We start from the raw sequence: 23421 nt of genomic DNA on the forward strand, positions 1-23421 counted from the left end.
TTCAGGCGAGGGGAGCAATCTGTGAACACGCGTGAGAACGGGCCCGACCAGGAGCCGGTGATCCGCGACAATCGCAAGATCGATCCGGAGACGGGCCAGGCCAGGGAGACGGGCCAGAGCAGGGAGACGGACCAGGGGCCGGCGGAGAAGCCGGTCACCCCGCCGCCGCCCCCCGCCGCGGGCGGTGGCGACATCGCCGCCCAGCTCGCCGAGCGCACCTTCGACCTGCAGCGGCTCCAGGCGGAGTACGCCAACTACCGCAAGCGGGTCGAACGCGACCGGGTCGTGGTGAAGGAGCAGGCGGTCGCGGGCGCGCTGACCGAGCTGCTCCCGGTGCTCGACGACATCGGCCGGGCCCGCGACCACGGCGAGCTCACCGGCGGTTTCGCCAAGGTGAGCGAGTCCTTGGAGACGGCGCTGGGCAAGCTGGGCCTCACCTCCTACGGTGCCAAGGGCGACCTGTTCGACCCGACGGTGCACGAGGCGCTGATGCACAGCTACTCCTCCGAGGTCACCGAGCCGACCTGTGTCGAGATCCTGCAACTCGGCTACCGGATCGGCGAGCGCGTCGTCCGGCCGGCCAGGGTCGCGGTCGCCGAGCCGGCCGATCCGGAACCCCCGGCAGAGGTCCCCGACCCCGCCGACAACTGAACCCAAAACCCCCTCTTTATCTACGAAGGACGAGATAGATGAGCACCAAGGACTACTTGGAGAAGGACTACTACGCCGTCCTTGGTGTGCCGAAGACCGCCACCGCAGAAGAGATCAAGAAGGCCTACCGGAAACTCGCCAGGCAGTACCACCCGGACGCCAACCAGGGCAGCACGGAGACCGAGTCCAAGTTCAAGGAGGTCTCCGAAGCCTACGACGTGCTCAGCGACGCCAAGCGCCGCAAGGAGTACGACGAGGCGCGCGCCCTGTTCGGCTCGGGGGTGGGCAGCTACGCCGGGGGCTCGGGAGGCTCCCGCGGCGGCGGTTTCCCGTTCGACTTCGGCGACCTGTTCGGCGGCACCGGGGGCGGCGCCCAGTCGGGCGGCACCGGTGAGCGGATCGGCGACATCTTCGGAGGGTTGTTCAACCGCGGCGGCGGGCAGCGTACGACGAGCACCACCCGCCCCCGCCGCGGCCAGGACATCGAGTCGGAGGTCTCGCTGTCCTTCACCGAGGCCGCCGAGGGCACCACGGTGTCCCTGCGGCTGACCACCTCCTCCGCCTGTACGGCGTGCACCGGCACCGGGGCCAAGGCCGGCACCACCCCGCGCGTCTGCCCGACGTGCGAGGGCACCGGCGCCGCCAGCCGCAACCTCGGCAACTTCGCCTTCTCCGAGCCGTGCCGCGACTGCAAGGGCCGCGGGCTCCTCGTCGACGACCCGTGCCCGGTGTGCGACGGCAGCGGCCGCGGCAAGAGCACCCGCACCATCCAGGCGCGCATCCCGGCCGGGGTCGGCGACGGCCAGCGGATCCGGCTCAAGGCCAAGGGCGCCCCGGGCGAGAACGGCGGCCCCGCGGGTGACCTTTACGTGCAGATCCACGTCAAGGCGCACTCGGTCTTCGGCCGTTCGGGCGAGAACCTCACGATCACCGTCCCGGTGACCTTCGCCGAGGCGGCGCTCGGGGCCGAGATCCGGGTGCCGGTTCTCAAGGGCCTGCCGGTGACGGTGCGCATTCCCGAAGGCACGCCCAACGGCCGCACCTTCCGGGTGCGCGGTCGTGGCGTCACCCGCAAGGACGGCACCAAGGGTGACCTGCTCGTCACCGTCGAGGTCACCGTTCCGCAGCAACTCGACGACAAGGCCCGCACCCTGCTTTCCGAGTACCGCGACGTCACCTCGGGGGCGGACCCCCGGGCAGAGCTGATCCAGCAGGCCAGAAGCGAGTGATCCGATGGACGCCAACTTCTTCGATCTGTCCGACGAGACCCCTGTCTATGTGATCTCGGTGGCCGCCCAGTTGTCCGGCCTCCATCCGCAGACGCTCCGGCAGTACGACCGTCTCGGCCTGGTCAGCCCGGGTCGTACGGCGGGACGCGGCCGGCTCTACTCCACCCGCGACATCGTGATGCTCCGCGAGGTTCAGCGGCTCTCCCAGGAGGAGGGCATCAACCTCGCGGGCATCAAGCGCATTCTGCTGCTCGAAAACGACAACATCAGGCTGCGCGACGAGGTCGACCGGCTCCGCGCCGAGATCTCCATGATCCGTGCGTTGATCCGCTACGAACTCCCACCCGCTTGATCATGGCTTGACCAGGGGGATCAAGGTATGGAATACAAACTCACCCAGAAGAGCCAGGAAGCGATCTCCTCCGCCATCCGCAGGGCCGCGACCGAGGGCAACCCGGAGGTCGCGCCGGCTCACCTCTTCACCGCCCTGCTCGTCCAGACCGACGGTACGGCGGTGCCGCTGCTCGAAGCCGTCGGCGCCGACTGGAAGCAGTTGCGCACCCGTGCGGAGCAGCAGCTCGAAAGCCTGCCCAAGGCCCAGGGCGCGACGGTGGGGGCGCCGTCGACCTCCCGCCAGCTCCTGGTGGCGCTGAACACCGCCGCCGCGCGGGCCAAGCAGCTCGAAGACGAGTACGTCTCCACCGAGCACCTGCTCGTCGGGCTCGCCACCGACGGCGGCCAGATCGCCGACCTGCTCAAGGCCCAGGGGGCGACCCCCAGTACGCTGCTCGACGCCTTCGAGAAGGTACGCGGGCACGCCAGGGTCACCAGCGAGACCCCCGAGGCCACCTACCAGGCCCTGGAGAAGTACAGCATCGATCTCACCGAGCGGGCCAGGTCGGGGAAGCTCGACCCGGTGATCGGCCGTGACTCCGAGATCCGCAGGGTCGTCCAGGTGCTGTCCCGGCGCACCAAGAACAACCCGGTGCTCATCGGCGAGCCCGGCGTCGGCAAGACCGCCGTCGCCGAGGGCCTGGCGCAGCGCATCGTGGCGGGCGACGTGCCCGAGAGCCTGAAGAACAAGCGGCTGCTCTCCCTCGACCTGAGCGCCATGGTGGCGGGCGCGAAGTACCGCGGCGAGTTCGAGGAGCGCCTCAAGGCCGTGCTCGGCGAGATCAAGGAGAGCGGCGGCGAGATCGTCACCTTCATCGACGAGCTGCACACCGTGGTCGGCGCGGGCGCGAGCGAGGGCTCGATGGACGCCGGCAACATGCTCAAGCCGATGCTGGCCAGGGGCGAGCTGCGGATGATCGGCGCGACCACCCTCGACGAGTACCGCGAGCGCATCGAGAAGGACCCCGCGCTGGAGCGCAGGTTCCAGCAGGTCTTCGTGGGCGAGCCGACCGTCGAGGACACCATCGCGATCCTGCGCGGGCTCAAGGGCCGCTACGAGGCGCACCACCAGGTGCAGATCGCCGACAGCGCGCTCGTCGCCGCCGCCGCCCTCTCCGACCGCTACATCACCGCCCGTTTCCTCCCCGACAAGGCCATCGACCTGGTCGACGAGGCCGCCTCCCGGTTGCGCATGGAGATCGACTCCCGGCCGGTCGAGATCGACGAACGGCAGCGCACGGTCGACCGGATGAAGATGGAGGACCTGGCGCTCGCCAAGGAGACCGACGAGGCCAGCCGGCACCGCCGCGAGAAGCTTCGCAAGGACCTCGCCGACCGGCAGGAGGAGCTCAACGCGCTCGTCGGCCGCTGGGAGCGGGAGAAGGCCGGGCTCAACCGGCTCGGCGACCTGAAGAAGCAGATCGACGAGACCAGGGGCGCCGCCGAACGGGCCCAGCGCGACGGCGACTTCGAGGCCGCCTCCCGGCTGATGTACGCCGACGTGCCCCGGCTGGAGAAGGAGCTCGAAGAGGCCAGCGCCCAGGCCAAGCCCGAGGACGCCATGGTCAAGGAGGAGGTCGGTCCCGACGACATCGCCCAGGTGATCTCGGCGTGGACCGGCATCCCGGCCGGTCGGCTGCTGGAGGGCGAGACCGCCAAGCTGCTCCGGATGGAGGACGAGCTGGGCAAACGACTCATCGGCCAGGTGCCCGCCGTGGTCGCGGTCTCCGACGCCGTACGGCGCGCCCGGGCCGGCATCTCCGACCCCGACCGGCCCACCGGCTCGTTCCTGTTCCTGGGCCCGACGGGCGTGGGCAAGACCGAGCTGGCCAAGGCGCTCGCCGACTTCCTGTTCGACGACGAACGGGCCATGACGCGCATCGACATGAGCGAGTACTCCGAGAAGCACGCCGTGGCCAGGCTGGTCGGGGCGCCTCCCGGGTACATCGGTTACGAGGAGGGCGGCCAGCTCACCGAGGCCGTCCGGCGCCGGCCGTACACCGTGGTGCTGCTGGACGAGGTGGAGAAGGCGCATCCGGAGGTCTTCGACATCCTGTTGCAGGTGCTCGACGACGGGCGGCTCACCGACGGGCAGGGCCGTACGGTCGACTTCCGCAACACGATCCTGATCCTCACCTCCAACATCGGCTCGATGTTCCTCGTCGATCCGAAGCTGGAGGCCGACGCCAAGCGCGAGGCCGTGATGGGGGCGGTCAGGAGCTCCTTCAAACCGGAGTTCCTGAACCGGCTCGACGACGTCATCCTGTTCGACGCCCTCGGCTCCGAGGAACTGACCAGGATCGTCGACCTGCAGGTGGCCAGGCTGGCGCGACGGCTCGCCGACCGCAGGCTCACCCTGAGCGTCACCCCGGCCGCACGTGACTGGCTGGCCCTCACCGGCTACGACCCCATGTACGGCGCGCGTCCGCTGCGCCGGCTGGTGCAGTCGGCGATCGGCGACAAGCTGGCCAAGAAGGTGCTGTCCGGGGAGATCCGCGACGGCGACGAGGTGGCCGTGGACCTCGACGAGGAGGGCGACGTCCTCACCGTGACGCCCTCCCGGCTGCCGGTCGCCCCCTAAGGGCTTGACCAGCATTCGGTCAAGCCCACCTGGGCGGTCCGCCGATCGCGATAGCTTCGGCGATCGTCGATGACCGCACACATCAGGGGGGCGTCAATGTCGGACGCAGCACGCAGAATACGAGGGATCCTGGCGGTGGGGGTGCTCACCGCCGGGGTCACCTGGCTGACCACGAGCGCGGCCGAGGCCGATGTCACGTGTGAGAAGTCAGGATCGATCGGGGTGGCGAAGGGGACCATCAGCCGGCCCGCGTCGATCTGCGACCTCAACACCGACTCACTGGCCCGGACCGCGGGCAGACTGGCTCCCGCACCCGCCGCCGGGACGCTCGGCTCCGCCAGGGAGCTGGCCAGGAGGGCGGGCCTGCCGGGCCTCGAAGGGGCCTCCGGCGTACTGAGCCTCGCCGACGGCGGCGGCACGGCCGCGGGCACGGTCGCCTCCGCGCTCCCGGGCCTCTCGGGTACGGCGGCGGGGCTGCCCGTCGTCGGCGACCTGCCCAAGCAGCCGTTGCCCGTCGCGAACGACGTGAACCTGACGAGCCCCGCGGCACCCGCGGCCCCCAAGGCCCCGGCGCCCAAGGCTCCGGACAGCGCCGTCCCCGCCCTGAACACGGTCGAGGACGTGGTCTCCGACCTCGGCGCCACGGACGATCTGCTCCCGGGCGAGCTGGCCCCCGGCCTCGGCCTGCACTGACCGCACTGACCCACGCCGTCCATCGGACCGGCGGCGGGAGGTTCGCTTTCACCGCCACCCGACGCCGGACGGCGAAGGGCCGGGCGACGGGCGCAGCGGAACCAGGGGGACGCCGCGTCGGTTGCACGCGAGAGGCCACGGTCGATGACCGTGGCCTCTTCCGTGTCAGGACTTCCGCGTCCGGAACTTTTGTGTCAGGAACTTTCGTGTCAGGAACTTCGTGTCAGGACTTTCGTGTCAGGAGAGGAGGGCGTCGAGTTCGTCTTCCGGGAAGCCGAGGTCGACGCGGATGCGGTAGCGGGCGCGTAGCAGGGCGGTGTGCTCGCCGCTGCCCGCCACGCTCGCCAGCGCCCCCTGGGTCGCCCATTCGTGGGCGGCGCGCAGGTCACCGTAGGCGACCAGGGTCTCGGCGATGGTGAGCGAGGTGGCGGGGGCTACGTCGCCCTCGCCGTGGATCGTCTTGATCACCTCGCGCGCCTCGTCGGGCCGATCGAGCTCGAACAGGGTGTCGGCGATCCCGGCCCGGGGATCGACGCTCACCTCTCCGCCGTCTTCGACGGCCCGCTGGAGGCTCTCCAGCGCACGAGCCGGTTGCCCCGCCTGCCGCCATTCCTCGGCGGCGAGGGACCAGATCGCGGCCCGGGAGACGTCACCGCCTTCGTAGGCGCCCGCGAGGCCGTCGAGCCGTCTCGCCAATGGAGCATGGTCATCCGCTAGAAGTGCCTGCTCAAGCAGCCGATCAAGATCCTCACGTGTCACATGCGCCACACGGCGAGACTATCGAGACCGGCCCCGTTTTGCCTGGACATTAGGGCATCCCCGACTTTCACCACAAATCACACATGATTGGCTACAGACCGCGTGTTCGTCGCGACAGCCGGGCATATACCCGACGCCTTGGTTGCGAACCAACCGGCGGGGGCGCTGTTCGAGGGAGCTGCGATGGGCATGTCCAGGCAGACGACCTTCACCCTGGCCTGCGCGATGCTACTCGCCGCGTTCGTTCCGGGAGCGGCCGGATATCTGTCCGGAAGGCTGGAGGCCGTCGAGATCGCCAAGCGCGACCTGCGTGAGCTACAGGCCGACATCCGATCGCGGGGTGGCAGGATCGACTCGCTGTCGGTCCCGCGATGCGAACTGTCACCCCGCCAGCGACGCGCGGCCAAGCGAGCGGCCGAGCAGGCGGCGGAGCGGGCGGAGCGGGCGCGAAGCCGCGCGGCCTTCGCGCCCGGCACCTTCACCCTGAACCCGCCCACCCTGAACCCACCAGACGAATGACCCCGAACCCGGCGCAGGCCCCCGCCCGGCCGGGCAATGGAACGATCAACGGAGGTCACGCCTCCCCCACTGACGACACCGGCCACCACGAAGCGACCCCTCGACCACGACACGGTCAAACACGACGCGGTCAATGCGCGTAAGGAGTCAGCTGCCGGGCGAGATAGTCGCGCACCAGCTTCTTTGCCTCGGCCACGATCTGGGGCGCGCCCTCGGGATCGTGCCGGAACGCCAGCTTGAGCACCGCGTCACCCGCCTCGACGGCGACCATCGTGGCCAGGTCGAGCTCCGCGCTGTCGGCCTGCCCGAACTCCGCGAGCAGCAACGCCCGCAGCCGCCCGGCGATCACGGTGTTGTTGTCGGCGACGGAGTCGAGCAGGTTGAGATCGACGACGTCGCCGAAGTTCAGCGACCGGAAGCCGGGCACGGACCTGTGCATGGCGACGTACTCGTCGATGATCGCGTCGACCGCGTCCCACCAGCCCTCGTAGTCGTCCGCCAGGAACCTGCGGCCCACCCCGGCGGCGAACAGCTCGACGTTTCGCCTGGTCACCTCTTGAGTGATGGCCCGTTTGTCAGGAAAGAACTGATAGACCGAGCCGATGGCCACCCCCGCCCGCTCGGCGATGCGGGTGGTCGAGAGCGCCTCGTAGCCGATCTCGTCGAGAAGATCGGCGCAGGCGTCGAGCATCCGCTCGACCCGGCGCGCGCTGCGGCGCTGCGTGGGACGGCGCCGGAGTGGCGTGGGCTCCATGCCTTCGTCGGAGTCTTCAACAGGCAAGGTGGACACGCCACCATCTTGCCCGCTTGGACCGGTCCCGTTCAGCTAACCTCCGGATTTCTCATCTCAGGACAGGTGATCAGGGCTTCGCGGACAGCCCGGTGCAGGAGCGAAGGGACTTCCACTGGCTGACGGCCTGGGTGCGAGCGGACCCGGTGAGCGGGATCGGCACGCCCGACTGGATGTGCGCGGGCGTCCACCGGTCCTTGAGCACCTTGCGGCCGTTGATGGTCAGCGTGAGCACGCCGGTCCTGCCGGTCTCGGGGCCCGAGTTGTAGAAGGCGAAGTTGCCCATGCCGTAGTTGACGTAGCTCTTCTTGAGGTAGCCGCTGCCGAGCAGGATGTGGGCGTGGCCGCCGACGATCACGTCGGCGCCGGCGGCGACCAGCTTGGGCGCCAGGTCACGCTGCGCGGGGTTGGGGCACTTCTGCAGCTCGGTCCCCCAGTGCAGGTGGACGATCACGGTGTCGGAGTTCTTCCTGGCGGCGCGCACGGCCTGGATCAGGCGCTTCTCCTCCTTGGCCGAGGCCAGCCCGCCCTGCTCCGACGTCGCGGTCCACGCCTGGATGAACTCTGCGTCGAGCACCTGGGTCGCACCGATGATCGCGACCCGGTTGCCGTTGACGGTCCTGCGGTACGGCTTGTACGCCTCCGCCGCGTTCTTGCCGACGCCCACGACCGGGAACCGTGACTTGCGGATCGCCGCCAGGGTGTCGCGCAGGCCGCTCTGCATGAAGTCCATGCCGTGGTTGTTGGCCAGCGAGGCCACATCGACCCCGGCCGCCTTGAGGGCGGTCAGCGCCGACGGCGGGGCGCGGAAGGCGAACTCCTTGCCCGGCGCCCTGGTCCCGCCGGTGGTGATCGCGGTCTCCAGGTTGACCATGGCGAGATCGGCGCGCTTGAGCACCGAGGCGATCGGCCCGAGCACGGTCTTGGGGTTGGCCCGCAGCCGGTTGAGCAACACGCCTTCGAAGTGCGTGTCACCACCGAAGGCGATGGTGTACGGCCGGCGCTCGGGCGTCGGTTTGGCGGTGGGAGTGGAGACGGGGGTCTTCTTCTGCTCCGGCTCCGGTTCCTGGGCGGACTGCGCGGCGGAGCAGGCCGAAGCCAGCATCGCCGAACCCGCCAGGAGAACGGCGGCGAGACGGACAGGGCGGGGAGAGTGGCTGTTCATCGCTACCCGAGCATGCCATCTCCAGCCGCCGGGCACATCAGCCGCACACCGGACAACAGTCATCTGGAGTTATTCCAAGAGTTGAATGATTCCGGTTTAGCGCGTATCGTCCATCACATGGGGGACGTCGACCGACTCCACGAGGCAGGGTTGCGGGTGACCGCGGCCCGCCTGGCGATCATGCAGACCGTGCAGGAGGGTGGCCACCTTGACGTGGACGCCGTCCATCGGCGCGTGCACGATCGCATCGGCAGGGTCTCCCTCCAGGCTGTCTATGACTCACTGGCCGCACTGCACAAGGCGGGGCTGGTCAGGAAGATCGAGCCCATGGGCAGCCCGGCTCGCTACGAGGCCCGGGTGGGCGACAACCACCACCACCTCGTGTGCCGGCGGTGCGGATCGGTGACCGACGTCGACTGTGTGGCAGGAGAGGCTCCGTGCCTCGATCCCGTGCACACCGCCGGTTATCTCATCGACGAGGCAGACATCACCTTCTGGGGCATCTGCCCCGACTGCCGCCCCGGCACATAACGGAGTTTCAGGCGGTAGCCGTACTCCATCACTGACGATTCGGAGGACTGCGCAATGAGCGATCGGCCCATGACCACTACGGACGCGGGGATTCCGGCGCCGAGCGACGAGTTCTCGCTCTCCGTCGGGCCGAACGGCCCGCTGCTGATGCAGGACCACTACGTCATCCAGAAGATGGCGCACTTCAACCGGGAACGGGTGCCCGAGCGGGTGGTGCACGCCAAGGGCGGCGGTGCGCACGGTGTCCTGCGGATCACCGAGGACGTGAGCCAGTACACCAAGGCCGGCCTGTTCGCCAAGGGCAAGGAGACCGACCTCTTCCTGCGCTTCTCCACGGTGGCCGGCGAGCTGGGCAGCCCCGACACCGCCCGTGACCCACGCGGGTTCGCGATCAAGTTCTACACCGACGAGGGCAACTACGACATCGTCGGCAACAACACGCCGATCTTCTTCATCCGGGACCCGTCGAAGTTCTCCGACTTCATCCACTCGCAGAAGCGCCGCGCCGACAACCACCTGCGCGACAACAACATGCAGTGGGACTTCTGGACCCTCTCCCCGGAGTCGGCCCACCAGGTCACCTTCCTGATGACCGACCGCGGCACTCCGAAGACCTGGCGCAACATGCACGGCTTCGGCTCCCACACCTTCCTCTGGTACAACGCGGCCGGCGAGAAGTTCTGGGTGAAGTACCACTTCAAGACCGAACAGGGCATCGAGAACTTCACGGCCGGCGACGCCAAGGCGATGACCGCCGAAGACCCCGACTTCCACATCCGCGACCTGCACACGGCCATCGCGGCGGGCGACCACCCGGCGTGGACCGTCAACGTGCAGGTCATGCCGTTCGAGGCGGCGGCCGACTACCGCTTCAACCCGTTCGACCTGACCAAGGTCTGGCCGCACGCCGACTATCCGGAGATCACCATCGGCCGGTTCGTGTTGAACCGGAACCCGGCGAACTACTTCGCGGAGGTCGAGCAGGGCGGCTTCGAGCCGGCGAACCTGGTCCCCGGCATCGGTCCCTCCCCGGACAAGATGCTCCAGGGCCGGCTGTTCTCCTACCCCGACGCCCACCGCTACCGCATCGGCCCCAACTACCTCCAGTTGCCGATCAACGCCCCGAAGTCGCCCGTCCACAGCTACAACAAGGACGGCGCGATGCGCTTCAGCAACGGCGGGGACCCGGTCTACGCGCCCAACTCCGCGGGCGGCGCGACCGCCGACCCCGCCCTCTACGAGGGCGAGAACTACCACGTCTCGGGCGAGGTGCTCCGCAGCGCCTACACCAGGCACGCGGAGGACGACGACTACACCCAGCCGCGCGCGCTGTGGGAGAACGTGCTGTCCGACAACGAGCGCGCGCACCTCGTGAACAACATCGTGGACCACGCGTCCGCCCCGGAGGTCACCACCGAGACGCGCAGGCGGGTCGTGGACTACTGGACCAACATCCACAAGGACCTCGGCCAGGGCGTCGCCCACGGCCTCGGCATCTCCTGATCGGAGCGATGGGCACAGGGCCTGCGCCGGTGCAGGCCCTGTGCGAGGTCACCGCATCCGGCTGCGTCCCGCCGGACGGGGGCGGCCGGTCAACCCGAACGGCCCCGCGCGGCGGACGGCGGGAAGTGCGTCGACCAGAAGTGCGCGATCTCGTCCCTTCCCGCGATCCAGATGTCGCCGGATGCGCAGATCCGGTCGAGCACGCGCAGGAGTCCCGCCAGCCGGGCCGGTCGCCCGATGATCCTGGGATGCAGTCCGATCGACATCATCCTCGGGTGCCGCCTGCTCTCGGCCAGCAGGACCTCGAAGCAGTCGATGGCATAGCGCGCGAAGTCGTCCGCCGTGAAGAACTGGCCCTTGTAGAACTTGGTGTCGTTGACGTCGAGGGAGTACGGGACGATCAGGAACGGCTGCCCGTCGACCTGGTCGTAGTACGGGAGGTCGTCGCTGACCGAGCCGGCGTCGTAGACGAGTCCGGCCTGTGCCAGCAACGGGCGGGTGTGCACGGTGTTCGGCGGCCGGGTGAACCAGCCCTTGACGGACCGGTGGGTGAGACGTTCCAGCGAGGCGACGCAGTCCTCGATGTCGCGGCGCTGCTGCTCCACGGTCATGCCGGTGTGCGGGATCCACCGGTAGCCGTGCCCGACGATGTCGCACGCCCGCCGTACGATCGCCTCGGTCACCGGCGGGTTGCGTTCCAGCGCGAGGGCTGAGGCGAAGACCGTGGGGACGACTCCGTGGTCGTCCATCGCCGCCAGGATCCGCCAGATGCCGACGCGGCTGCCGTACTCGAAGGTCGACTCGGCGAAGAGTTCGCGCTCGCCGTCCGGAACGTCGTATCTGGCCTCGACCAGGTTCTCCCGGCTGGTGTCGCCGTCGAGGACGTTGCGCTCCGCGCCCTCCTCGTAATTGATCACGAAGTTCACCGCGAGCCTGGCGCCGTTCGGCCAGGTGAAGTCGGGGGGATTCGCGCCGTATCCGATGAAGTCACGTAGGTGCGATCGGGTCAAAGCCGGCTCCTCAGTGCGGTCTGGGCTGCGGTGCGACCGCGGAACAGCTGCTCGGCGGGCAGCCCGGCGGACAGGCCGAAGATCAGCCGGAGTCGCGCCTTCGCCGGTGACAGGGTGCGCGATGCGAGCAGCCCCTCGCCGAGCAGATGCGTTTCGGATCCGGGGCCGCTGTAGGTGTGCCGCAGGATCGGGCCGTCCTCGCAGCGGCTGGCCAGGACGACCGGCCGGTTCGATCGCGCCACGCGTACGACCGCCTCCGCCAGCGCCGGGGGAAGATGCCCGGCGCCGACGCCCGCGACGACGAGCGCGGCCACGTCGCCGGCGATCGCGTCCACCAGCCTCCCATCGGAACCGGCGACCGCCATGATGATCTCCACCCGCCGGTCCGGCGGAGCCGTGGCGGACAGCAGGTCAGCTGCGGGTGGCGGGCCGAGCAGCAGCTCGACCTCGTTCTCGGCCACGAATCCGACCGGTCCCGCCGACGGAGAGGTGAACGCCGCGACCCGGGTGCTGTGGTGTTTGGTCACCAGCCGCGCCACGTGGATCTCATCCTGGAACACCACGACGGGGCCATACCGCGCCAAAGGCAGGTGCAGCGCCGCGGCCACGGCGGCGGAGAGGTTCGCCTGACCATCGGCGCCGGGGAGGTGCGGCGCACGCATGGCACCGGTGACCACGACCGGGACGGCGGTGTCCACGAGGAGGGCGAGCGCGTAAGCCGTCTCCTCCAGCGTGTCCGTGCCGTGTGTGATCACGACGCCGTCGACGCCGTCCGCGATCTCACGGCGCACGGCCTCAGCGAGCGCCCACATGTCCCCAGGCGTGACGGATCGGCTGGAAACGGTACGCACGTCGCTCGCCCGGATGTCGACCGGCGACGCGCCCAGCATGTCCGCCAGGTCGGCGGCTCCGCGCTGGGGCGTCGCACCGCCCGCCGAACGGGCCGTCGCGATGGTGCCGCCCATGGCCAGCAGGCTGACCGTGCTCCTAGTCATCACTCACCGCCGCGAACAGGTCCGCGCAGTCGGCGACCTCGGGCAGTGCCGTCAGGCGCCGCCACCACACCGCCGCCGTCCGCGAGTCGCCGACGAGCGTGCCGAACTTCGCCCGGTGTTCGTCCACGGTGAGAGGCCGTTCGTGGTGTCCCCGGGGGTTGTCCACGGTCGCGGAACGAGAGCCGTCCTCGGTCACCACCGTCACGCGCGCTGGAGCGGATTCCGGCCACCGCGCCTCGAACTCGGGGGCCACGTGCACCTGCACCTGCCCCGCCAGGGCGGCGACCTCGGGACGGTAGCGGAACGCCTCGATGTCGCTGCGGCCGAGGAGCAGCGCCGTCGCCACGGCGTACGGCAACGAGAAGCGCCCGGACAGGTCGTTCGCGGCCGGTTGCCGATCGATCTTCAGGTTGACCGCCACCGTGTCGACCCGCACCTGCCGGATCGTCTCCGGGGGGACGGGATCGAGGGCCAGCGCGGCCTCCACGGCGCTGTGAGACAGGGCGCAGGCACTGTGGACCTTGAAATAGTTGCGCGCTATGCCGAGCTCGTCGTAGCGCAGCGCCTCGGTGAGGGCCGACTCGTCGGCGATTTCACCCGCCACCTGGCCGAACGCCACATCCAGCGCACCGACCGAGCCGGTGAACCCGGCTCTGGCCAACGCCGTGGCCCGTACCCCGCCCTGCGCCGCGTGGCCGGTGTAGGTGTTGCGAGCCGTCGCGCCTTCGTAACAGGCCTGCCATACCGGCAACAACGGGCTGGTGGCGGCGATCCTGGCGGCTGTCACCGGATCCGTGCCGTCGAGCAGTGCCACGGCGACCGCGGCGCCGACCGCGCCGACGTGTCCATGCGGGTGAACGCCCTGCCGCAGGCGGTATGTACGGAAGAGCCGGCCGGCGATCTCATAACCCGCCAGGACCGCTCGCAGCAGGTCCGCACCCGAGGCGTGGGTGCGTTCGGCGGTCGCGAGTGCCGCCGGGACCACGTGGATGCCGGGGTGGCCGGTCGGACGCATGCCTTCGTCCAGTTCGAGGGTGGTTCCCGCGGTCGCGTTGAGAAACGCGGCATGCGCGGGATGGGCTCGGCGGCGGGGCGCCGCGAGAACCGTCGCGGTGTGGCCCGGCACCGCCGCATTCGGCGAGCTCACCAGACCGTCTGCCTCGTCGATGGCCACCAGGGCGGCGATCTCCGAGGTCCGGAAGCCCGCCGTGGCGACGGCAACGGTGTCCGCGATGACGAGCTGAGCGCGGAACAACGTCTGGGCGGGAACCCGCGCCAGATCCAGCTTCTCCATCATCTGGACCGCAGTGTCGATGCTGTGCACGATTATCGTCACCGTTCGAGGATGAGGTGCCGGCTTTCGCCGAGGGACCACACGGCGGCGGCACTGATCAGGCTGACCAGCACCACGTAGATACCCACGGCGTACATGCCGATCGCGGTGTACAGCGCGACGGCGATGAACGGCGCCACCGCCGCACCGAGCAGCGACCCCGCCTGGTTGGCGGCTGTGATTCCCGAGTACCGGGTCGCGGTGGGAAACAGCTCGGCGAAGTACACGCCCACCGGGGCGTAGGCGCAGCCCACGGGGAAGGCGAACAGCGCGATCCCGACGGCGAACAGCACGGGCGAACCGGTCTCGACGAGGGCGATCATCGGAAAGACGGTCACGATCGCCCCGCCGAGCCCCAGCAGCAGCGCCGTCCGTCTGCCCCGCCGGTCGGCCAGTCCCGCGGCCAGGCGCAGACCGATGCTGTAGGACCCGGCCGAGATCAACACCGCGGTCAGCGCGGCGGTCTGGCTGATCTTCAGCGTCCCCGTCGCGTGGGAGAGCAGGAAGACGAAGGCGACGTAGAAGGTCGTGCTCACGGACACGTACGCCAGGGCCGCGAGCACGGTGGTCCGCGCCGAGCGCCGGAGCAGGGTCGCGATCGGCATACCCGCCATCCCTCGTTTACCGGGGGCGGCGGCATCCTTCTTGCCGGCCTCGAATATCGGCGATTCGTTGATACGCAGGCGCAGCACCAGCCCGACCACGATCAGCACCGCGCTCGACAGGAAGGGCATCCGCCAGCCCCATTCCAGATATGTCTGCTGGGGAACCAGCAGCGTCACGACCAGCAGTACGGTCGTCGACAACGCCAGACCTGCTGTGACGCCTTGTTGCGGCCAGCTCGACAGCCGTGCTCTGCGGTCGGGGGGCGCGAACTCGGTCGCCATCAGGACCGCGCCACCCCATTCGCCGCCCACCGCGGCCCCCTGCACGAAGCGGAGCAGGACGAGCAGGACGGGTGCCAGGGCTCCGGCCGTCTCGTAGGTCGGCAGCACGCCCACCAGCATCGTGCTGACGCCCATCAGCAGCAGCGACGCGACCAGCGTCGTCTTGCGCCCGACACGGTCACCGTAGTGGGCGAAGATCAGCCCGCCGATCGGCCGGGCGATGAAGGCCACCGCGATGGTCGCGAAGGAGGCCAGCGTCGCCGCGACCGGGGACATCGCGGGGAAGAACTGCGTACCGAACACGAGTGTCGCGGTGCTCGCGTAGATGTAGAAGTCGTACCACTCGATCGCGGTCCCGATGAACGCCGCCTTGGCCACTCGGGCGGCTTCCGCGGCGGACGGACGTTCGACCTTCAGATCAGTCTCACCGGCACTCATCTGCATTGATTTCAGCTCCTTCGACGGACCGGGAATGCGTGATCAGAAGTGGGCAGGGTCCTCGGCGACGATCACGCCCGCGCCTGAGACCTCTGAGCGAGTCAGGGCCGGGCGACAGGTCTGTCCGGCCGTTCATGTGGCGTGGGCCTGGTTCAGGGACGGTCCACGCAACCGAGCGGCGATGTCAGCGAAGGCTCGATTACGGACATTTGGGTCAATATGTACATCTATCAGAAGAGGCCCTGCTGCCTCGGTCAGGATTTCCGGGAGCATGGCGAGATCCGCGTCGCATCCGATGGAGTGCGCGGGAATGCCGAACCCCCTGGCGATCCCCGCGATGTCAGGCCACGCGTGTTCGGACTCCGCGATGGGATACCCCTTCGCCTCGAGACTGTGGCGCTCCTGGCCGTAGCCCCCGTCGTTCATGACGAACAAGGTCATCGGCAGCCCGTAGCGGCGCACGGTGGCGAGTTCGTTGAGGCTCATCATCAGGCACCCGTCCCCGAGCACCACCGTGACCCGCTCGCCCTCCCGGGCGAACGCGGCACCGATGCCCACGCCCAGCGCCTGTCCGATCGCGCCGAAATCGTGGGTGAACGCGTATCGGCGGGGATCCCAGCTTCGCAAGGTCTGCTGCGCGAACGAGCCGAAGTGGCCGGCGTCGACGACAAGCAGGCGATCCTCCGGCAGCGCCGCGTCGAGGGCGTCGACGACGGCTTGCGGATGCGCGGGGAAGGAAGCGGTGTCGGCGGCGGCCTCATCGGCGGGCGGCGCCCAGCGGGTGACCGCACCAGAAGCGTCGGCGCCGGGAATGTCGGCGCGCACACGGTCCCGCAGGATGGCGACGGTCGCGGTGGTGTCCCCCACGACGGCGACCGTCGCGGCCGTGTGCCTGCCGATCGCATCGGCATCATGATCTACCTGGATGACCGTGCTGCCGTTCAGGACCATGCCGCCGTCGGTCGTCCACTGGTTCGCGGTGGCACCGAGCACGAGGACGCAGTCGGCGGCGGCGAGCGCACGGGACGCGGGGCCGGCGCCCAGCCCGCCTGCCACGCCGAGATGGCGGGGATGGCGGGCCAGCAGGCCCTTGGCCTTCAGCGACGTCGTGATCGGCGCGCCGAGGTGGTCCGCGAGCTCACCGACCGCCGCGGCCGCGCCGGGCTCGACACCGCGGCCGACGAGGATGACCGTCCGCCGCGCGGCGGCGAGCACCGCCACGGCGGCCTCGACGGCCGCCGGATCCGGCACCGGACCGGTGGGCGGCCCGGCCGTCGGCAGGTAGGTCCCCACCTCGTCGGGCAACGGGGCGAGCAGCACGTCGGTCGGTGCGTTCAGCACTGCCGGCCCCTTCCCGAAACGGACGTGCCGGAAGACCGCGCCGACATCGGCGTACACCGTCTCGGGCCGGTACAGCGGACGGAACAGGGCGCCCGTCGAGCGGATGAACGCCTGCTGGTCGAAACGCTGCGGGTGGTCGAGATCCCCCGTCGGAGTGTCCGGCGCCAGGAGGACCACGGGCGAGCGGGCGGCCACCGCCGTCAGGAGCGAGGTGGCCGTGTTGCTCAGGCCCGGGCCGTGGGTCACACTCGCGACCCCGGGCCGGTCCGAGAAACGCGCGTAGCCGTCGGCCATCGCGACCGCGCCCTGCTCGTGGCAGGCGTGCACGACCTTGATCTCCTCTCTCGCTGACAACCTGGCGAGCAAGTCAAGATTTCCGTCGCCCATGAGCGCGAAGACAACCTCCGTGCCCTCGGCCAGCAGCGCTGCCGTCATGGCGTCCACAACCGTTCCATCTTGCATGGCATGCGACTGTACTCCACTGCATACAGATGAACAAGGACCACTCTCCACCGATCGAGAAGCACGTCTACCTGCCCTAATGCTTGAGAGACAGCCTCAGCGACCACTTGGCTCGGGAGTACGGCGAGCCAGTTAGAGTACTGCGGAGTGCGAGTGTATTCTGGAGGCATGGATGAACCCACGGCAGTCGCTGACGACTCGTCGGCGATCACACTCCCCGGCAAGAAGCCCATCGCCGACGAGTTGTACGAGTACCTGCGGAACGCGATCGTGCACGGCAAGTTGCCCGCGGGCATGCGTGTGGTCGAGGGAGACATCGCGGCCCGCGCCAACGTGAGCCGCACTCCCGTGGGACAGGCGCTGCGCCATCTCCAGTCAGACGCCCTGCTGCGCGCATCGCGGCACGGGCTACTCGTGAACGAACTCTCCGCGGACGAACTGTCCGAGGCGTGCACCGTCCGCGACTCGCTGGAGGCACTCGCCGCCCGGCTCGCCGCCTCCGCGCGGACCGACCTCGACATCGCGCTGCTGGAGGAGCTGACCGAGCAGTTCGAGGCCGCCATCGGCGGAGACGTGTCCGAGATCGTCGAACTCAACCACGCCTTCCACGACGCGGTCTGGGATGCGGCGCGCAATTCCTTCCTCAGACGCAACCTGATGCAGACACGCTCGCTGATCGAACGTCTGAACTCGACCACCCTGAGCGCGGAGGCCCGTCAGCGCCAGGCTCTCGGCGAACACCGCGCGATCCTCGCGGCGATCATCGCGCGCGACGCCGACGTGGCGGAGGCCGTCACGCTGGAGCACTTCCACAAGGCGACGGCCATGCGCATCCTCTCCAAACGCGCCCAAGCACGCAGGGGCAACTGACCAACAGGAGGCTTCGATTTCAATGGACCACGACGCGGACGTGATTGTGGTTGGCACGGGCAACGCGGGATTCTGCGCCGCACACGCGGCGGCGGAACGCGGTGCGCGTGTGCTGATGCTCGAAAAGGGCCCGACGAGCGCGATAGGCGGTAACACGTACTTCACCGCCGGAGCGATCCGTACGACCTACCGCGGCATCGACGAACTGGCGGACCTCGTCGACGGGGACGACGAGCGCCTGCCGTACACCGACATCGATCCCTACGGGCCCGCCGATTTCGCGGCCGACATGCGACGCGTCACGCTCGGACGTTGCGACCCCACGCTGACCGACACGATGGTCCACGGCATCGCCGACACGTTGCGCTGGCTGCACGGGCTCGGGGTGCGCTTCCGCCTGCAGTACGAGCGGCAGGCGTATGAGGTCGACGGCCGCCATCGGTTCTGGGGTGGTCTGCCGCTGGCGACGGTCGACGGCGGGAAGGGGCTGGTGGCACAGCATCTGCTCGCCGCGCGACGCGCCGGTGTGCGGATCCGCTGCGACACGGCGGTCGACCGCGTCCTACGCGATTCCGACGGACGGGTGACCGGTGTCGGCGCGGGTGCCGACGAGTTCCGGGCGGGTGCCGTGGTTCTGGCGGCGGGCGGATTCCAGGCCAACAAGCTTCTGCGTGCGCAGTATCTCGGCCCGAACTGGGATCTCGCGAAGGTGCGCGGCACCCCGCACAACACCGGCGGCGTGCTCATGGCCGCGCTGGACGCGGGAGCGCAGCCGGCCGGGCACTGGAGTGGCTGCCACGCCGTGGCCTGGGACGCCAACGCGCCGCAGACCGGCGACTTCGAACTGACCAACCGCCACACCAAGCAGTCGTATCCGCTGAGCATCGTCGTCAACACGGCCGGCAAGCGCTTCATCGACGAGGGCGCCGAAATCCGCAACTACACCTACGCCAAGTACGGTGCGGAGATTCTGCGTCAGCCGGGTGCGCAGGCTTTCCAGCTCTTCGACGCGAAGACGGCGCCCCTGCTCCGCGAGGCCGAGTACGAGGCCCCCGGGGTCTCCCGCTTCGAGGCCGACTCGATCGCCGAACTCGCCGAACTCGCCGGCATCGAACCAGCCGGCCTGGTCGACACGGTCAACGAATACAACGCGGCCACTCGGCCAGGCGCTTTCAACCCATCCATCAAGGACGGGCTAGGTACGGCCGGCCTCAACCCGCCGAAGAGCAACTGGGCCCAGCCGCTCGATGAGCCGCCCTATCTGGCATTCGCCGTGACCTGCGGAATCACCTTCACCTTCGGCGGCCTGAAGATCGATACGGCAGGCCGGGTCATCGATGACGCCGATGAGGCGATCACCGGGTTGTTCGCCGCCGGCGAGATGGCGGGCGGGCTGTTCTTCCACAACTACCCAGGCGGTAGCGGCCTGTCCGCGGGTGCGGTGTTCGGACGTCGGGCAGGCGTCGAAGCGGCCGACCTCGTTTCAGCCCACACCTACGCCCACTGAGCCCGACCGGCACCTGCCCGGATTCCATCCGCGTCCTGGACGACTCTGACGGCGCCGACTCGAGATTGTGAAAGGCTCCCGTCCCACTACACGGAGCCGGGCGACACCGCCCGTGACCCACGACATCCACCAGGACCTCGGCCAGGGCGGCGCCCACGGCCTCGGCATCGCCTGACCAGAACGATATGAGCAGGGCTTGCGCCGGGCACACCGGGCAAGCCCTGCTCGACTCACATAGCAGCTTCATAACAAGTCAAGGGGTGGGCTGCCTCGACGAAGTGGCTGGGTCAGGATTCCTCCGTGCGAGGATCTGTTGCGAACAAAGCCCGTCTTCGAGGCACCGGTCGCCTTCTCCTGGTGACCGCCATCGCACTCGTGTGCCTGCTGGCCGTGATTCTCTCGCCGCTGGCTCTGGGCGTGGTGGAAGGGCTGACCCGGTCGAGCTGGACAAGGCTGAGCGAGATAGGCCAAACGTATGGGGGCGCAGCGGCTATTTTGACTGCGGTCGCATTCGGCGGAGTCATCGCGTCGCTTATCTTACAAGTACGCGAGTCCAAGGTCAGCCGGGAGCAAGCCGTACGATCGATGCACTCCGATCTCGTCCGCATGACCATGGACGAGCCCGAACTCCTCCGAGCCATAGGCGTCCTGAATCCGCAAGCCAGTAAAGACGAGCTGACAAAGCTTCGAGAGCGGCAGCTTGTCAATCTATGGCTCACCTACTGGCACACCCTGTACGATTTGGACCATCTACCGGCCGCCGGATTGCGCCTCTACCTGCGCGAATTCTTTCAAGGCGATGCAGCTAGATCCTTTTGGACGGATGCGGGCAGCGGATGGCCACTTCATTGGCATGGCCGACGACACAGGCAGTTTTGTCAAATTGTCGACGAAGAACATCTGGCTGCACTTGAGGGATATCAAGCCCAAGAACCGAAACCGGTTGCCATCCGCGACAAATCCCGAGATGTCGGCGCTCCGGAAAAGATGCTTGCTTTCGCAGTGGGAATGGCGGTCGGTACAGGCCTCGCCGTCTTATCGGCTCGTATACGTAACAGACGGCTCTGACGGCTCTCGTCCGTGATGTGCGAAAGGCTCCCGTCCCCTTTGCGGACAACGGGCCGGGAGCCGACTCGAAGGCATCGCTAAACGTCGAATTCGCCGTCCTTCACACCGCCGACGAAAGCATCCCACTCCTGCGGGGTGAAGACGAGTACGGGCCCGGCCTGGTGCTTACTATCCCGTACGCCGACACGCCCACCGCCCAGGTAGGCGACCTCGACGCAAGCCCCATTGCTTGCGCTCCGGACGCTCTTCTTCCACTGAGCGTCTGTAAGGTCAACCGAATACATCACGGTTCCTTTGAAATAAGCTGGAACTCTACTTCCAGCGGTCGATAGCCTTTTCCATGAATTCCCTGGACGCCTCGGGTCCAAGCGCCTCCGACCGAAGATGGTCGAAGGCAAGTTTGTATCCGAACACTTCACCCTGATCTTCGACCCAGCGTGCGCTGTGCAGCAGCTCAAGATAGACGAGATCATGGAACTCTGGAAACTGCAGGTGTATGAATGATCCCGTGTTGACGGGGTGAAACGCTTCCTGCGGAAGGATCTGCAGGCGCACATTTGGAAGACTGCTTACCTCGACCAGACGCTCCATCTGCCCACGCATCATGGTGGCGCCGCCGAATCTCCGCAATATGGCGGATTCGTCTAGGACCACCCACGTGGTAAGCGGAACGTCCGCGAACAGCAACTGCTGGCGGGCCATTCGAGCTTCGACCCTTGTTCGAATGTCGCCGGGCGGGATCCGGCTGATCACTTGGGTCGCCCGGATGACCTCTTCCGCGTATTCCGGCGTCTGAAAGAGGCCAGGAACGACCTGGGGCTCCCAGCTGCGTTCGAACGCCGCCTCCTCTTCAAGCCCGAGCAATGTCGCGTACTCCTGGGGGAGGGAGTCGCGATACTCCTCCCACCAGCCTTTTCTGGCTGCGGCTTTGAGCAGGTCGAACAGCTCGCGCTGCTTTTCCTCGCCGACCTGGTAAAGCGTGGTGAGGGCTTGGACATCCCCTTTACGAGGCATGGTCTTGGCCGTCTCGATGCGGCTGATCTTGGATGCCGACCAGCCCAGCTCGTCGGCGACCTGGTCGCCGGTTCGACCGGCGCGCTCCCGTAACCGGCGGAGCTCCTGACCGAGCCTTCGCCGCCGGACAGTCGGACTGCCACGTTCGGCCACAGCCGCCCAAGCCCCCCTCGCGCAAGACAGGATGGTAGGAGCCCTGCCCCCATTACCAGGCTCGACCACATATCGTACCTGCAACTTGCACGGAATGGTGCACGGGTTCTGCCAAGTCGATTCCATGGGATCTGACGCCCGAGAGGCTGCCATAGACCTTCGCGGGACACCTGGAAGAGACGGACAAAGAAGCGCATAACGGGATAAACCCCGCTCGGCTACGTGCACAGGAGTCGCGCTTCGTCACACGCCCGTGCAAGTTGCACGAAACCATGCACGGCAAGACACCCAGCAATTGTGAAATCTGTTGCTTTTTGACTTGTGGCATGGCTTGCAAGCAGATACGTGCGGGCGCACTATCAATCTAGGGCCAAACGACGCGCAACGCGTCGCCCAGGCAACGACGCCGCCCCTCTCCGTCGTCCGGCCACAGGGAGGCAGCCACGGGGAAAGATCGCGAAAGCAGAGCAAGTCGCATGCCGACACGCGTCCACCAGAGGCGCGCAAAAAACCGGGCCGGCGGCCACCGACCCGGTAAGTCACAAGAGCTCCGCATCGAAAGCCACGAAGGAAGTCTCCTATGTACTCACAAGGTACCAAGGGAATCGCTCGAATCAAGTCCTGGTTACTCGCCCTTCTGGACACCGCGGACAGGGAGATGTGCCTGGAGGAGGACGAGTTCGCGCACCGGATCGGCTGGACCGTGACGAGGTCCGGGTTCGGGTCCCGCCGCTACCGCGACCCGCGGTTCGACCGGCTCGCGGCACCGCAGAACCCGGAGGAGGTGTCCGGAAATGTCGCTGCGTAACCCTCGCAACCATCGATACGCCGAGACACCGTCCGCCGGCCGTACCAGCTCGGTCGTCACGCTCTGGCGGTGGCGTTCCGAGATCGTGCTCCTCGGGCTCGCCGTCGTGCTGGTGCTGATGACGGTGAACATGGCCGCCGGTGGCAACTGGTGGTCGTTCCTGATGCTGGCCGGGGCGGTGTCCGCGCCGGCCGCGACCCGGTTCGGGCGCGGCTGGATCACCGGCCACTTCTGGTGCCTGTTCTCCCGGCACCGGATCCAGACCGTGTGCCTGGAGACGCCCATGCACACCCGCGCCGGGCGCATCCCGCTGGTGTTGTGGATCACCCCGACCCCGACCGGTGAGAAGGCGCTCATCCTCACCCGGGCCGGCATCTGCGCCGAGGACTTCGAGGCCTTCGCGGGCGAGATCGAGGCGGCCTGCCTCGCCCGCCGTGTGGTCGTGGCCCGGCATCGCCGGCACGCCAGCCTGGTGACCGTGGAGGTCGTCAGGCGCGATGCCGCGGCGGGCACTCCCGCCGGGCTCGACCGGCTCTACGGCACCAGCCGGTGGGTGTCGCTGCCCTCGACCCGTGACTTGGAGGAGCCGCCGGATCTCCGGACCACGCTGCTCCTCCCCCAGGCCGGCTGACCGGCGCAAAGCCCCCGGGACCCGTCCCCGGGGGCTTCCCTATGAACCCGATCCGGGCCACTATGAGTTCACTTGTCGAACTCAGGAGCC

At 68.4% G+C, this 23421-nt stretch carries 22 protein-coding genes and 1 pseudogene; 13 read left to right on the top strand and 10 right to left on the bottom strand.

The features are described 5' to 3' along the window. Positions 1 to 21: 21 nt before the first annotated feature. From grpE to MBA17_RS18120, 5 genes and pseudogenes are all read left to right on the top strand, one after another. Entirely contained in the window at positions 22 to 651 is a 630-nt protein-coding gene (grpE, locus tag MBA17_RS18100) for a nucleotide exchange factor GrpE (RefSeq protein ID WP_238497665.1), read from the top strand. Between the two features lie 38 nt (positions 652 to 689). Beyond that, complete coding sequence (gene dnaJ, locus MBA17_RS18105; protein ID WP_238497666.1) at positions 690 to 1880, top strand: molecular chaperone DnaJ; 1191 nt, start codon at positions 690 to 692, stop codon at positions 1878 to 1880. 4 nt (positions 1881 to 1884) lie between these two features. Further along, a pseudogene (locus tag MBA17_RS18110) lies at positions 1885 to 2134 on the top strand (heat shock protein transcriptional repressor HspR); the annotation flags it as partial. Between the two features lie 125 nt (positions 2135 to 2259). Beyond that, entirely contained in the window at positions 2260 to 4854 is a 2595-nt protein-coding gene (gene clpB / locus MBA17_RS18115) for an ATP-dependent chaperone ClpB (RefSeq protein WP_238497668.1), read from the top strand. 96 nt (positions 4855 to 4950) lie between these two features. Beyond that, positions 4951 to 5547 carry a hypothetical protein gene (locus tag MBA17_RS18120; protein ID WP_238497669.1) on the top strand — a complete coding sequence of 199 codons (597 nt, stop codon included), beginning with the start codon at positions 4951 to 4953 and terminating at the stop codon, positions 5545 to 5547. A 237-nt stretch (positions 5548 to 5784) separates the two neighbouring features. Here the strand turns inward: MBA17_RS18120 and MBA17_RS18125 are convergent, their stop codons facing one another. Further along, positions 5785 to 6243 (bottom strand): tetratricopeptide repeat protein, encoded by a 459-nt coding sequence (locus tag MBA17_RS18125; RefSeq protein ID WP_238497670.1) that lies wholly within the window; start codon positions 6241 to 6243, stop codon positions 5785 to 5787. Between the two features lie 252 nt (positions 6244 to 6495). Here MBA17_RS18125 and MBA17_RS18130 point away from each other — a divergent pair, with 252 nt between their 5' ends. Then, positions 6496 to 6825 carry a hypothetical protein gene (locus MBA17_RS18130; RefSeq protein ID WP_238497671.1) on the top strand — a complete coding sequence of 110 codons (330 nt, stop codon included), beginning with the start codon at positions 6496 to 6498 and terminating at the stop codon, positions 6823 to 6825. Between the two features lie 130 nt (positions 6826 to 6955). Here MBA17_RS18130 and MBA17_RS18135 read toward each other — a convergent pair whose 3' ends face one another. Continuing rightward, on the bottom strand, positions 6956 to 7615 hold the full coding sequence (locus tag MBA17_RS18135; protein WP_238497672.1) for a TetR/AcrR family transcriptional regulator: 660 nt from the start codon (positions 7613 to 7615) through the stop codon (positions 6956 to 6958). A 70-nt stretch (positions 7616 to 7685) separates the two neighbouring features. After that, complete coding sequence (locus MBA17_RS18140; RefSeq protein ID WP_238497673.1) at positions 7686 to 8780, bottom strand: CapA family protein; 1095 nt, start codon at positions 8778 to 8780, stop codon at positions 7686 to 7688. 117 nt (positions 8781 to 8897) lie between these two features. On the opposite strand from MBA17_RS18140, the gene MBA17_RS18145 reads away from it, so the two are divergent. Then, complete coding sequence (locus MBA17_RS18145; RefSeq protein ID WP_238497674.1) at positions 8898 to 9311, top strand: Fur family transcriptional regulator; 414 nt, start codon at positions 8898 to 8900, stop codon at positions 9309 to 9311. 54 nt (positions 9312 to 9365) lie between these two features. Further along, positions 9366 to 10814 (top strand): catalase, encoded by a 1449-nt coding sequence (locus MBA17_RS18150; protein WP_238497675.1) that lies wholly within the window; start codon positions 9366 to 9368, stop codon positions 10812 to 10814. Between the two features lie 89 nt (positions 10815 to 10903). Here the strand turns inward: MBA17_RS18150 and MBA17_RS18155 are convergent, their stop codons facing one another. The 5 genes from MBA17_RS18155 to MBA17_RS18175 form a co-directional block, all read right to left on the bottom strand. After that, the gene (locus MBA17_RS18155) at positions 10904 to 11824 is read right to left on the bottom strand and encodes a polysaccharide deacetylase family protein (protein ID WP_238497676.1); all 921 of its coding nucleotides are present in this window, start codon (positions 11822 to 11824) and stop codon (positions 10904 to 10906) included. Next, positions 11821 to 12819, bottom strand: a complete 999-nt coding sequence (locus MBA17_RS18160; protein ID WP_238497677.1) for an asparaginase — start codon at positions 12817 to 12819, stop codon at positions 11821 to 11823. The genes MBA17_RS18155 and MBA17_RS18160 overlap by 4 nt, the downstream gene beginning before the upstream one ends. Next, positions 12812 to 14155 (bottom strand): MmgE/PrpD family protein, encoded by a 1344-nt coding sequence (locus tag MBA17_RS18165; protein ID WP_238497678.1) that lies wholly within the window; start codon positions 14153 to 14155, stop codon positions 12812 to 12814. Before MBA17_RS18165 ends, MBA17_RS18160 begins: the two co-directional genes overlap by 8 nt. After that, positions 14152 to 15483, bottom strand: coding sequence for an MFS transporter (locus MBA17_RS18170; protein WP_238497679.1), 1332 nt, complete (start codon positions 15481 to 15483; stop codon positions 14152 to 14154). Before MBA17_RS18170 ends, MBA17_RS18165 begins: the two co-directional genes overlap by 4 nt. Before the next feature lie 126 nt (positions 15484 to 15609). Then, complete coding sequence (locus MBA17_RS18175; RefSeq protein ID WP_238497680.1) at positions 15610 to 17280, bottom strand: thiamine pyrophosphate-binding protein; 1671 nt, start codon at positions 17278 to 17280, stop codon at positions 15610 to 15612. Positions 17281 to 17448: 168 nt separating this feature from the next. On the opposite strand from MBA17_RS18175, the gene MBA17_RS18180 reads away from it, so the two are divergent. The 3 genes from MBA17_RS18180 to MBA17_RS18190 all read left to right on the top strand — a co-directional run bounded on the left by MBA17_RS18180 (position 17449) and on the right by MBA17_RS18190 (position 20725). Then, positions 17449 to 18150: a GntR family transcriptional regulator gene (locus MBA17_RS18180; RefSeq protein WP_238497681.1), complete on the top strand. Its 702-nt coding sequence runs from the start codon at positions 17449 to 17451 to the stop codon at positions 18148 to 18150. Between the two features lie 22 nt (positions 18151 to 18172). Next, positions 18173 to 19657 (top strand): FAD-dependent tricarballylate dehydrogenase TcuA, encoded by a 1485-nt coding sequence (gene tcuA, locus MBA17_RS18185; RefSeq protein ID WP_238497682.1) that lies wholly within the window; start codon positions 18173 to 18175, stop codon positions 19655 to 19657. 357 nt (positions 19658 to 20014) lie between these two features. Beyond that, positions 20015 to 20725: a DUF6082 family protein gene (locus MBA17_RS18190; RefSeq protein ID WP_238497683.1), complete on the top strand. Its 711-nt coding sequence runs from the start codon at positions 20015 to 20017 to the stop codon at positions 20723 to 20725. Between the two features lie 77 nt (positions 20726 to 20802). On the opposite strand, the gene MBA17_RS18195 is transcribed toward MBA17_RS18190, so the two are convergent. Together MBA17_RS18195 and MBA17_RS18200 are read right to left on the bottom strand one after the other, a co-directional pair. Beyond that, positions 20803 to 21009 carry a DUF397 domain-containing protein gene (locus tag MBA17_RS18195; protein WP_238497684.1) on the bottom strand — a complete coding sequence of 69 codons (207 nt, stop codon included), beginning with the start codon at positions 21007 to 21009 and terminating at the stop codon, positions 20803 to 20805. Between the two features lie 28 nt (positions 21010 to 21037). Beyond that, the gene (locus MBA17_RS18200; RefSeq protein ID WP_238497685.1) at positions 21038 to 21892 is read right to left on the bottom strand and encodes a helix-turn-helix domain-containing protein; all 855 of its coding nucleotides are present in this window, start codon (positions 21890 to 21892) and stop codon (positions 21038 to 21040) included. A gap of 580 nt (positions 21893 to 22472) precedes the next feature. Between MBA17_RS18200 and MBA17_RS18205 the strand changes: the two genes are divergently transcribed. Next, complete coding sequence (locus MBA17_RS18205; RefSeq protein WP_238497686.1) at positions 22473 to 22700, top strand: hypothetical protein; 228 nt, start codon at positions 22473 to 22475, stop codon at positions 22698 to 22700. Then, positions 22687 to 23331, top strand: a complete 645-nt coding sequence (locus MBA17_RS18210; protein ID WP_238497687.1) for a hypothetical protein — start codon at positions 22687 to 22689, stop codon at positions 23329 to 23331. The genes MBA17_RS18205 and MBA17_RS18210 overlap by 14 nt, the downstream gene beginning before the upstream one ends. Positions 23332 to 23421: the final 90 nt, after the last annotated feature.

Source organism: Dolomitihabitans soli (assembly GCF_022213955.1).
GTDB lineage: Bacteria > Actinomycetota > Actinomycetes > Streptosporangiales > Streptosporangiaceae > Streptosporangium_A > Streptosporangium_A soli.